The organism is Vibrio sp. R12-SG2-ISO1 (genome assembly GCF_059834045.1).
Genome location: NZ_JCBDGO010000018.1, coordinates 22,165 through 34,503 on the forward strand (window position 1 = coordinate 22,165; position 12,339 = coordinate 34,503).

Here is a 12,339-nt window from a genome sequence, read left to right on the forward strand (position 1 = left end):
AAGACAGGCACCAAACGACATAATAAAAACAAGTGGTTAGGCCATGATAGCCCCACTCTACACAGCAGGAAGCGGATATGCCCAATACGTTGAACTCTCATCCTTACTCGGCCTTGATTGAGACGCTGAGCCAGCGCCTTGATAAAGATAGACTGATCACCGATGACGCCAAGCGCCTTGCGTATGGCACCGATGCCAGTTTCTATCGCTTGATTCCAAAACTAGTGGTCAAGTTGTCCAACCTCGATGAAGTGATTTGGGTGATCCGCACCTGCCGCGAGTTTGCGGTACCCTTTACCTTTCGCGCCGCAGGCACCAGCCTTTCAGGCCAAGCGGTGTCGGATTCTGTGTTGATCACCTTGACCGATCACTGGCGCGGCCATGAGATCATCGATAATGGCAAAAAAATCCGCCTGCAACCCGGTGTGATTGGCGCTGACGCCAACCGTTACCTTGCGCCCTATCAGCGTAAAATTGGCCCCGATCCCGCCTCAATCAATACCTGTAAAATTGGCGGCATCGCAGCGAATAACGCCAGTGGCATGTGTTGCGGTACGGCGCAAAACTCCTATCGCACCATCGATAGCCTGACTTTGGTTTTAAGCGATGGGACTGTGCTTAATAGCGCCGACCCAGCCAGTGTCGAGGCATTTAAACGTCAGCGCCCTGACATCATTGACGGCCTAACCCAACTGGTGGCAAAAACGCGCGCTAACCCCACACTCACAGAACGCATTCGCCACAAATATCGCCTAAAAAACACCACGGGCTACGCCCTCAACGCACTGGTCGATTTTGATGACCCGATTGAAGTGCTCGAACATCTGATGATTGGCTCTGAAGGCACCTTAGGCTTTATCGCAGACATCACTTACCACACCGTGGCCGATCACCCGTTCAAATCCTCGTCGTTACTGGTGTTTGCTGATATCGAGACCGCCAGTCGCGCCGTCACGACTCTCTCCCAATCGCCCGTTGCCGCCGTCGAACTGATGGATGGCCGCGCGCTGAAATCCGTCGCCGATAAACCGGGTATGCCCGACTTTATGTCGACACTGACCACGGATGCCGCCGCGCTGTTGGTTGAAACCCACGCGGAAAGTGCTGATCAGCTCGAGGCGCAATGTGCGCGTGTGATGGCGGCTCTGACCGATTACGCGATTATCGAATCGGTCGATTTTACCCGCGATGCGAACACCGTCGCCACGCTGTGGGGCATTCGAAAAGGCATGTTTCCTGCAGTCGGCGCCGTTCGTGAAGTCGGCACCACCGTTATCATCGAGGATGTCGCTTTTCCCGTTGAGCATTTGGCTCACGGTGTGCGCGATTTGCAGCAACTGTTCGATCGCTACCACTACGATGAGGCGATCATTTTCGGCCATGCGCTGGAAGGCAACCTCCATTTTGTTTTTACCCAAGGGTTTGATAGCCAAGAAGAGATCGTCCGCTATGGCGCATTCATGGATGACGTTGCCGAGTTAGTCGCGGTGAAATACCAAGGTTCACTTAAAGCAGAGCATGGCACTGGGCGCAATATGGCCCCTTATGTCGAGCTCGAATGGGGCCAGGACGGCTATCAATTAATGCAGCAAATTAAGCGCTTGTTTGATCCCGAAGGACTGCTCAACCCGGGTGTCATCATCAACGAAAACCCCAACGCGCACCTTGAAGATTTGAAGCCGATGCCCGCGGCGGATCCGATTGTCGATCGTTGCATTGAATGCGGCTTCTGTGAGCCGGTCTGCCCATCGCGCACCTTGACGCTTTCACCTCGCCAGCGGATTGTGTTGTACCGTGAGATCCAGCACCGCAAACGCCATCAACACCCTAGCGCGCATGAACTAGAGCAGGTGTTTGAACATCAAGGTTTGGATACGTGCGCCGCCACCGGATTGTGCGCCGATCGCTGCCCGGTGGGCATCAACACGGGTGATCTGGTCAAGCAACTGCGCAGTGCTAAGTATCAATCCTTCACGCCAATTGCACGTTGGACAGCGGATCACTTCGCCACTACGACCACGTTAACCCGCGCCGCGCTAGGAGCAAACCGTATCGCCTCTGCCCTGCTACGCCCTAACAATATGGCGGCGGTCATGAGCCAAATTCGCCGAATCACCAAAGGCAAAACGCCACAATGGTTAGCAGAAATTCCCACCCCAAACCGCCACCGCGTCGATAAGGCGATGGAACTCTTGGTCAAATCCGATAAGAAAGTAGTCTATCTGCCCTCATGCGCTTCAAGAACTATGGGCCAGCAAGCGGATAACCCAGACTCGCGCAGCTTGACTCAAGTCACGCTCTCGCTGATCAAAAAAGCAGGCTTTGAAGTGATCATTCCAGACCATCTCGACAACCTCTGCTGTGGTATGCCCTATGACAGCAAAGGAATGACGGATCTCGCCAAGCAAAAATCCATACAACTGGAAAAAACGCTCTACGCCGCCAGTTACCAAGGGGAGTACCCTATTTTGATGGACACCAGCCCGTGCGCGAAGCGCAGCATTGAGCACTTTACCCAGCCGCTGACCATCGTCGAGCCGACGGGCTTCGTTCATCGTTACTTGCTGCCACACTTAACGTTGACGCCCAAACAAGAAACCGTGATGTTGCATGTCACCTGTAGCGCGAGACGCATGGGATTGGAAGCCGACATGCTGGCGCTCGCCAAGGCCTGTGCCACCGACGTCGTGCTACCTGAGCACATCGCCTGTTGCGGCTGGGCGGGCGACAAAGGATTCACCACACCGGAGCTCAACCAAGCAGCGCTCGAATCGCTCAAAGCGCAAGTTCCCGAAGGGTGTCGCCGCGGATTTAGTAACAGTCGCACCTGTGAAATCGGATTGTCCCATCACAGTGGCATCCCGTATCAATCGATTCTGTACTTGGTGGATGAGGTGTCGACGCCGTCCTAATCCTCCCCTATAAAAACATGGCTTCAATTTGCGCTCTTTGTGCGCCGCTTACGTAAGACAAGCGATAACGTATTTTGACTCAATACGTACTAAGCTTGTTGAAACAACGGAGGTGAACAATGAAAAAGAGAATCGGGTTAGGGTTAACGCTACTCAGTAGCGCGCTGATGAGCGTCAATGCGTTGGCAGGCGAAAGTAAAATTTACAATGTAAATGGTAGTGAATACGAGGGCTACTGGTCCAAAGCGGGTGACGATGCCCCGTTGGTCTTACTGGTGCACGACTGGGATGGATTGACCGATTATGAAATGAAACGGGCACAGATGTTGACAGAGCAAGGCTACAACGTCTTCGCTGCGGATTTGTTCGGCAAAGGGATTCGGCCTGAGAAAATTGAAGATCGCCGCCAACACACTGGCGAGCTCTATAAAGACAGAGACAAATTGCGCGCTTTGATGCAAGGCAGTTTGGACTTTGCCGCCAGCTTAGGGGGCGATGTCAGCAACGCGGTGGTCATGGGTTACTGTTTTGGCGGAGCCGCAGTGCTTGAATCGGCGCGTGCAGGCATGCAAGCAAAGGGGTTTGCTACGTTTCACGGCGGCCTATCGACGCCTGAAGGACAATCCTATCAACAAACTAAAGCGCCTATCCTAGTGCTGCATGGTACCGCGGACACGGCCATTACCATGGATCAATTTGCCGCGCTCGCTACCGAGTTAGAAGCGACCCAAGTGCCCCATGAAATGATCACCTACAGCGGCGCGCCCCACGCATTCACCGTGTTTGACAGCGACCGCTATCGAAAAGACGCCGACGAAAAATCGTGGCAACGCTTTGGTGATTTTTTGGCCTCAGTGACACAGTAATAGACGCGCTGTCAAAAACGCAATGAAGAAAAGCAGCCTCCTTCCAGATGGCTGCTTTTTTGTTTAGCGACAATACCGTTTGAGTTATTGACTCAGCTTGCCCGCACCAACCTTATCTTTCAATATGTTAAGCAACTCTTCGGGTGCTTTGACATCATAGGCGTAGTGTTGGCTTGGGTGCCAGAAACGCGCCTCTTGAGCCGGATCTAGCGAGATCAAAGGCGCATTGCTTTTACTCTTCCTCGCCTTAGCGTGAGCAACCTCATTCAATTCAACAGGCCGACCATTCAACCAATTGTTGTGCGCGAAGTAATAAGAGCCGCACTTTGCTTCACTCCAACCTGCATTAAGACACTTCTTCTTGTTGCTTTGGCTAGAGCTGTAACCAATCAACTTGTTGACGATGTCTTTTTCTTTACCGGGGATCACAAACGCATTCTCTTCCACATAGAGTTTACCTGCCGTGCCCACCATCATGGCATCGCCCATCCGATATTTAGGATAAGGAGAGGTGCGGTAATCAAGTTCATACAGGTTGTTGTACACATGAACGCGACCAAAGCGCACGCGCGGCATACGTTGCCCTGTGGTCTCGAAATGGTTGTCATGAAAAGTGACATCCAACACGTCTGGGCCATAGCCGGTTTGTGCATTGGCACTGTCAGAACCACCAATCAAGCCAACCTTATCGTGATGCTTGAAATGGTTGTTCGAGACCGTCACTTTGGTTGACGCGCCAACAATATCGATCAAGGCGTCGTGGTGTTGCACTTTTTGCGTCTTTTCGTTGTATGGAGCGTCCCACACGGGTGGGAAGCGATCGTCAGTCCGTTCACCATTGCTAAAACTGTTGTGATCAATCCACACCATAGACGCGTTTTCTACTGTGATGTTGTCGTACTCAGAGTTCCAACGTCCTCCGCGCAGCGCGCACCCGGTTGGATTGACCTTGTCATCAACAAACGTCTCACTGCAATTTCCTTGACCAAATTCTTTTTTGTCGACTTTAAACGAATCTCTTGGTCCCCACCCTGGGAAATCATCAAACGCATCGGTAAAGCGAAGGTTTCGGATCACGATATTTTGCGCGTGATAGTTGTACGGTTTGGCTTGATTCTTTTCTCTGTCATAGCGCAGTTGACCTAATCGCAACTGACCATGCTTAATTTCCGCGTCGGTGCCAACGCCAATCAGTGATGTATTCGAGCCGACACGCAGCACGATATGGTTGTTTTGCTGGCGACTAAAGCATTGACGCAGAGTTTCCAGTTCCCCCGTTAACTCCGGCGGACGACCGTTTACGAGCGATTGTTTGTTCCACTCTTGCGGACGATAGGCCTGATAATAAGCGGCATAGAAATCGTCGTAGCTATCGTAGGGCGAGTCACAACGTGCCATATACTGCTCAGGTGCGATGGGTTGACCTGTCGCATCACTGTTCAAATCAATGGAACCTTTGACGTAAATGATTTTTGCCTGATGAGATGGCTCAACCCACGCACCATCTGCGGCGATGCTTGGTTGACCCTCGTAGAGTGCATCCATCAGCTCTTGACGGTTGGTGACTGTGGTGATTTGTGTCGCGCCGCATCCTCCCGTCACACCGGTCGCCCAGCCTGTTGCGCCAAGAGAGCTTGGCGTCGAATCGGTGTCAGGTGAACACGCTGCCCATGTGGGTAGCGCCAACATGGTACAGGGAAGAATGAAAAGTGAGGCGATTTTCATCGTGTTGTACTCCATAAAAAGCGATAAAAAAAGGCTTAGCGATTGCTAAGCCTTTCGGAGGTTAGGGTTGTGATAACAACGCTTTTAAGCGCATCGCTTCCGATTGACCGGGAACCGGTTCGGTAGCGGAAATTTTCGATGCTTTTTTCAGCTCCACCAAACGCTGCGACTCTATCGCCTGACCTTGGTCATTGACGGTAATGCCATCCGCAAGCAGGTAGTTGTTCTGCTTCACATCCGCGTTCACCACATCGCTGTAGTCACTGTCGACAAAGAAGCGGTATGACTGGTTACCCGTAAAGGTACCTTGCTTCACCGTCTCGGTGTATGGACTCTTACGTACGAGGAAATTGAAACGTTTGTTGTCGATAGACACGTTATTTTCCAATTGCAATGCACCCGGGTTGAAGTTATCGGTAAAGCCATCCATGTGGTTGTGGAAGGCTAAGTTGTTGCGCACAATATGCGCCACAGGTAAACCTTCACCGCCGAGCTTAAAGCCATTACCACGTGAACCGCCTTTACCTGCTACTTCAAGCGTTTGTCCATTTTGGTACGCGACAGAATCTAGAATAGTCACGACGCCATTGGCACCATCTTCAACCTTGTTGAACAAATCCCAACCATCATCGATGTTGTGATGGGCAACACAACGGATAAAGGTGTTACCATCACCGATGCGCATTTTGGCAGCAAAACCATCCGCATTGATTTGTGACTCATCCATGTTGTTGTAGCTTTCGCTGTTTTCCACCACGTTATAGCTTGCCCACAGTGCACGGCCAATCTTCGCCTGTGAGGTGATTTGGAAACCTGTATCAGGTGCACTGTGCGTCACAATGCGATCAAAGTGGTTATGGCTGCCATGTACGATATAGCGCGCACCTGCCACCTCGATATTCTTCACATTCCAGTAGCTGGCGTCATGCAAAATATCGCCGCTAAAGGTCACGCCATCTTTTGCGATCAGATGCTTGGGTTTATCTAGGGTACCACTCACAGACACTGGCAGCGTCAAACCTGGGTAGACACCCGGCTCTAATGTGATGGTGCCACCCGGTGCCACTAGCTCTACTGCGGCTGCAAGATCAAGCTGGCTGTTAGGGCTAACGGTCAGGTTCATTGGATCGCTCAACGTGACTTTTTCAACCGATTGAACGTAGCTTTTCGCGCTTAGATCCGGCCCTTCGACAGGGGTGTAAGTCACAGTAAATTGCGCTTGGTTGTGCTTGAGCGTGGCGTCGTAGTTGAAAAACTCACCGGCACTGACCGCCACGTTATCGACCAAAGTCTGACCGTTTTGGCTCACGCTGAACGTACCCGAATAGTTGGCACGCGACTGCAAGGTATAGTTATCAATCGCACTGCGATCAGGCGACACTTGTTGCAGCACCACGTCTTCCAATGTGGCTTTGTAAAGCGGCGCATCCACTGTGTTGGCTGGGGTTAGCGTGAGATCCACATCGCTGACGGTGATTTTCGCATTTCGAGAGGCAAAGAAACCGATGTATTGGTAATTCGGATCTTGCACTTGAACAATATTGGCATTCGCACCTTTGATCTCTTCGCTCTGCTGCACTGTGCCATCATCATAGGTGACAAGGTAGCCGCTGTCGGTACGTGTTAACGACATTTTGTAGGGCTTATCTGAGCCAAATGGCACGCCTTTAATGAACTCATCACGGCTCATGCGGTTGCCGCCCGTACCCCAAGGTTGGTAGATACCTTCACGGTAATTGGCGTTGATGTTCACCAAACCATTGGTCGCTTTCTTGTTTGCACGCAGCGCATGCATCACCATGTTCGATGCCGAAGGAAACTCTTCCAGACCTTCAGGTTGAGGATTCAATCTTGGTTCACCGATGATATCACGCACCATGATCCCCGCCCCTTCTTGGCGGTTGGGTTTTGAACCGGTTTCAGGGCCAAGCTGATCCAAGGTGATGGTCGCAGACAGGGTGAAATTCACATCGGTTGGGATTTTGGTGTAGTAAAACGTCACACCTTCATGAGAGTTAGCGAGCTTGCCGCCACGGCTTTCAATGGTAAAGGTGTCCGCCAAAGCACCCTCGGTGGCCGGTTTGCCATTAACGAGCACTTCATTGGTGCCGACTTTTTCCGGCAATATGGTTGAACCAAAGTTTAAATCGGTGGATTGACCAAACGTAATGGCCTGCCAAGTGAGCGTATCAGGAGAGAGAGATTGTGATTGTTGCGTATCGGTCGCACATCCAGTGATAGACATCGCCGCCGCGATACACAGAGCAATGGGCGTTTTTTGCATAATGGGTATCCTCATTGAAACCCTATTGGCACCGGAGTACCAACAGGGTTTTAGGTATCGTCAAGATGGTGATTAGAAGCTGTATTTCATGCCGATACGGTAACGAGGTTTCCAAGCATCTTTCTCAGAGCTGTTCTCTTTCTTATCTGGTGTCACACCAAATTCAGCAAACGGATACCATCCGCCACCCATTTTGTACTCTGCTTTGAAGTTGAATTCAGTAAATCCGTCACTGTCACCTTTCCACACATCTTCACCCTCTTGTTTCCAGGTGTAGTCTGACGATGCACTCAGCGACCAGTTGTCGATGCCTTTGTAACCTAGGCCCACTGTCCAACGGTTGTAGTGTGAGTTATCGTCGCCACCATTTTTGATCTCATAGTGGTAACGATGACGGAAAGATGTCGACCAATCGTCGTTAATTTTGTAACCCAACGTTAGGTTAAACTGGTGGGCATGTTTATTACTGCCCGTTTCCCATTTGTACTGAGGGGTTAGAGTAAATTGGTCATCAAGCTTCCAGCGGTAGCTGATGTTGGCTTGGTTACCCGCATCAACAAACTGGTCGAAGTCAAAGAAGCCGTCACCACTTTGCCACTTAGTTTCCACTTCCCAACCGACACCATTCGCATGGCGATGGGAAACCGCGATACGATCTTTATGGACTTGGTCTTTGCCCTCAAATTTAGGCGTCCATTCGTGACGCATATTGATAGAGACCGCATGCGCCGCTGTACTGGTTAGTGCGAGTAGGATAGCAGAAGTTATAATTTTATTTTTCATTTCGAAACACCGTTTTGTTCTCGTTAAGTTCAATTTAACTTACGCCTTAAAGACCCTTATTTGAAAGTGGCATTTGACCAAAACGTGATCAGTGAAACGATGTTTTAATAAATTACGTGATTAAATGTGATTTAAATAATATTTACTAACTTCCTATAAATTAATCTAAAAATATTTAGTAAAGGCAAATCAAAGAACCTGGATTAGATCACAATAAAACACCGTTTCTATTTTATTTCAATGACATAAACAAAAGGATTTAAAGCGTGAATAGATTGGTAATTCTTGGAATCGGAGCGACGTCAGCTCTGCGAATTGTCACAGCAAACAGTATGATGGATGAGAACGGGAAGAAGTTTGGCACCTTTGGCAGTCGTACGGTCAGTGTCGATTCTGCTGACTTTCAAGCTCGAAGCCTCACGATAGAAAATGGCTTTGATTTCCCACAAAACCAAAAGAAAGCAAAAGACGATCCGAGCCGCCAGAATGGGACTCAAGCGGTGGCGTTGCTTATTTCCCATCAAGGGGATCGGGCTCAATTTCGAGATGTTTCCGTGATCAGCTATCAAGACACATTATATTCTCGTGCAGGACGCGCCTATTTTGACGAGTCACAAATCAGTAGCACCGTCGATTTCATCTTTGGTCATGTCACCGTATTAATGGAGCGCAGCGACATCATTGCTCGATACTAAGATAGTGCCATCATGTCAAACGAGCATGGGGCTGTACGAAACCCATGTTCGCTCACAGCATCTCTTTGGCGATCAGTTGCAGCAAGAAGGTTTCGCGCTCGATGCTCATGCCCTTTTTGTCACTTTGCGCCATGGTTTTCTCGTTGTGAGCGATGGCATCGTGGATATTCATCCACACAGGTTTCATCCCGTTTTTTATTTCGTAATCTTCGTAGGCCGTATCACCGAGCTCTCTGTCCACCTTGCAGGTGTAGCAGTAGGAGATCATGTGCATCACATCGGCGTCATCTTTGTACCAAGGACGAAACTCTTCATATAGGCCGAATGGCTTGATGGCGTGAATGTTTTGCGCGCCGGTTTCTTCTTGCAGTTCGCGCACCATACCTGCGATGACATCTTCATCGGGATCGAGGCCGCCACCAGGGATGGTGTAATCGTGGTAACGCGCGGTATAGAGTAAGAGGATATCCTCTCCACTGATGACAATGGCGCGTGCAGCATTACGCTTAAACACAATTTTGTCGTCTAGGTGATCAATATCGGGGTGAAGAGTGGTTCTAAGGTGTCTCATAATGAATCGCACGGCTCTGATGGATGTTGCTCTAAATAATGGGTCGTGATTCTATCATCAGAGCTGGCGATTTACCTCAGTTGTCGAAAGACGTGCCTTGTGTGTTGAGAGACGTTTATGCCAGCTTGAAGCGCTGAATCATGGCCAGTAGATCATTGGAGACACGGTTCAATTCTTGACCTGATGACGCCATTTGTTTTGACTCTACCGACACTTCTGACGCCATATCACGCAGGCTGACAACATTGCGGTTGATGTCTCCGACCGTGACCGTTTGTTGCTCCGCAGCCGTTGCGATGTGCTGGTTCATCTCCTCAATCGTGTGTACCTCTTTGTTGATGAGATTCAGCGCATCTCCCGCTTGGCTCGATAACGAAGACGCACTGCCCGCTTTTTCAGCGCCTTGGTTCATCACCTCCACCACATTTTTCGCACCGGCTTGCAGTTTTTCAACAATGCTCTGGATCTCTAATGTCGACTCCTGCGTTCGCACAGATAGCGTTCTTACTTCATCGGCGACCACAGCAAAGCCTCGACCCTGTTCACCGGCGCGCGCCGCTTCAATGGCAGCATTGAGCGCCAATAAGTTGGTCTGCTCAGCAACGCCTCGAATGACTTCCAGAACCGTGTCAACGTTATTCGCATCGCTCGCTAGTTGCTGCACCACCTCTGTTGCTGCTTCGATTTGCTGTGCAAGTTCATTGGCGACCGCGACATTTTGACTAATAATCGCGTGGCTGTTCGAAGCTTCTTTCGCCGCTAATCCACTGGCATCATTGGCCTCAACGGTGCGACTGGCCACTTCTTCCACCGTCGCTAGCATTTGAGTCATCGCCGTCGCCAACATATCGACGTCGTTTTGCTGCTGGTTCAAACTATCATCAATATGATGCACCGAGTGTGTCAGTTGCGAAGCGGATGCTGAGACTTGAGCCCCGGCATCGCTGATGCTCTGCATGATGGTCTGTAGTGAGGCAATAAACTGGTTGAAATAACGCGCAAGTAATATCAGTTCTGCACTGCCCTCTTCCGGCAAGCGCTGAGTCAGATCGCCTTCACCTTTTGACAACTCACGCATCGCTCTCACCGTGCGTTTAATTGGGCTAGTGATGGTTTTTATGAAGTAACCGACAATCAAGGATAAGACCACCAAAATCCCCAGCGCGTAGCTCAATGAGGCGATTTCCGACATTCTGGTTGCATTTTCAAGCGCCACCATGTTCATCCCAGACCCTATCATCCAACCCCAGGGTTCAAACTGCATCACATAACTGGTTTTCGGATCGATGGTATTTTTATCTGGATTCTTCCAAGTGTAGTTGACGAAGCCGCCACCACTTTGCGCCATCTTGTACAAGTCTTTAACAAAGAAATGTCCAGAGCTGTCTTTGAACTCCATGATGTTTTTGCCTAGCAAAGAAGCGACGCCCGTTGCTAATTGGACACCGTGTTTGTCTCCCACGAAGATGTAGTTCCCCTCGTCAAAACGCATTGCAGAGATCGATTGAAGGGCGTTCTTTTGGCCCTCTTCCAACGTCAGCTCGCCACTTTGGACTAATTCGTAGTAGCGATTGGCGACACCCATCGCGCTTTGCACTAAGGTTTCAACCCCATGCTCGTAGTTGTAACGCATGTGCTCTCGGGATTTGTCGATGTTAAGTAGAGTGTTAACAATAAGCCCCAGCGCGAATAGCGCTAGGATTGACCATGCTCTGATCGCAATGGACACGTCCTTGATTTTTAGTGGTTTCATACCTGTTTTCCTAGCCATTCTGAATCGATTTTATCGTTATTGCTTTGAACTGCTTCCAACATCACACACTGGGTATGATGTTGAATTCGTCGCTGTTGTTATTATTTTGTAAATTTAGCACTCTTTTTAGGGCTCGATATCACAAAACATTGAATACAGAGCGCAACATGTCCTATTAATAATTCAATAGATAAAACCCACTGATTTAGAGCATTCGCACCATGAATGATTAGCATTTTATGCTGGCTAATTTCCATACTGGCATAAACATCGGAGCATCCTACTTTTGAGACGGCGTGATGACGATCGCTTTATCTGTTGCATGCCAGCCTCTCGAAGCGTAGCATTAATCGTCTTTTCACGATTAAGGAATCGCAACATGAGCACTCACTGCCAACCGGCCAATCTTCAGGATGTAGTGCGCGATGAGCGCGACACTCGCGACACTCTCGAAGAGGAAAAAATAGCGTTATTGGCCAAGGCACTCGCTCACCCGGCTCGCGTGCGTATCCTGCGCATTCTTCTACAAATGGACAAACGCGGAGAGTGCCTCAATAGTGACCTTGTGGGCGAACTGGGGCTGGCGCAATCTACCGTCTCCGAACACTTGAGAATCTTGAAACAGGCAGAATTTATCCTTAGCGAGCCCAAACCACCCAAAGTCTGCTACCGCGTCAATACTGTGGCACTGGCACAATTTGGCGATTTGTTTCACCACTTGTTCAGCCCAAATGATTGACGTCATTTGTC

The 12,339-nt window shown here is 49.9% G+C and carries 9 protein-coding genes; 4 read left to right on the plus strand and 5 right to left on the minus strand.

What is annotated here, in order from left to right:
* Positions 1-77 precede the first annotated feature (77 nt).
* Together AC6R10_RS12965 and AC6R10_RS12970 are read left to right on the plus strand one after the other, a co-directional pair.
* Positions 78-2,912, plus strand: coding sequence for an FAD-binding and (Fe-S)-binding domain-containing protein (locus AC6R10_RS12965; protein ID WP_500672487.1), 2,835 nt, complete (start codon positions 78-80; stop codon positions 2,910-2,912).
* 119 nt (positions 2,913-3,031) lie between these two features.
* A complete protein-coding gene (locus AC6R10_RS12970; RefSeq protein ID WP_500672488.1) occupies positions 3,032-3,778 on the plus strand; it encodes a dienelactone hydrolase family protein in 747 nt (248 codons plus the stop codon).
* An 84-nt stretch (positions 3,779-3,862) separates the two neighbouring features.
* Here AC6R10_RS12970 and AC6R10_RS12975 read toward each other — a convergent pair whose 3' ends face one another.
* The 3 genes from AC6R10_RS12975 to AC6R10_RS12985 form a co-directional block, all read right to left on the minus strand.
* Entirely contained in the window at positions 3,863-5,503 is a 1,641-nt protein-coding gene (locus AC6R10_RS12975) for a pectate lyase family protein (RefSeq protein ID WP_500672489.1), read from the minus strand.
* Between the two features lie 61 nt (positions 5,504-5,564).
* Entirely contained in the window at positions 5,565-7,787 is a 2,223-nt protein-coding gene (locus tag AC6R10_RS12980) for a right-handed parallel beta-helix repeat-containing protein (RefSeq protein ID WP_500672490.1), read from the minus strand.
* 72 nt (positions 7,788-7,859) lie between these two features.
* A complete protein-coding gene (locus tag AC6R10_RS12985) occupies positions 7,860-8,570 on the minus strand; it encodes an oligogalacturonate-specific porin KdgM family protein (RefSeq protein WP_487902231.1) in 711 nt (236 codons plus the stop codon).
* A 266-nt stretch (positions 8,571-8,836) separates the two neighbouring features.
* Here AC6R10_RS12985 and AC6R10_RS12990 point away from each other — a divergent pair, with 266 nt between their 5' ends.
* Positions 8,837-9,265, plus strand: a complete 429-nt coding sequence (locus AC6R10_RS12990; RefSeq protein WP_500672491.1) for a pectinesterase family protein — start codon at positions 8,837-8,839, stop codon at positions 9,263-9,265.
* Between the two features lie 52 nt (positions 9,266-9,317).
* Here AC6R10_RS12990 and AC6R10_RS12995 read toward each other — a convergent pair whose 3' ends face one another.
* Positions 9,318-9,836 carry an NUDIX hydrolase gene (locus tag AC6R10_RS12995; RefSeq protein ID WP_334552102.1) on the minus strand — a complete coding sequence of 173 codons (519 nt, stop codon included), beginning with the start codon at positions 9,834-9,836 and terminating at the stop codon, positions 9,318-9,320.
* A gap of 115 nt (positions 9,837-9,951) precedes the next feature.
* Positions 9,952-11,589, minus strand: a complete 1,638-nt coding sequence (locus AC6R10_RS13000) for a methyl-accepting chemotaxis protein (RefSeq protein WP_500672492.1) — start codon at positions 11,587-11,589, stop codon at positions 9,952-9,954.
* A 379-nt stretch (positions 11,590-11,968) separates the two neighbouring features.
* Here AC6R10_RS13000 and AC6R10_RS13005 point away from each other — a divergent pair, with 379 nt between their 5' ends.
* Complete coding sequence (locus AC6R10_RS13005) at positions 11,969-12,328, plus strand: ArsR/SmtB family transcription factor (RefSeq protein ID WP_500629137.1); 360 nt, start codon at positions 11,969-11,971, stop codon at positions 12,326-12,328.
* Positions 12,329-12,339: the final 11 nt, after the last annotated feature.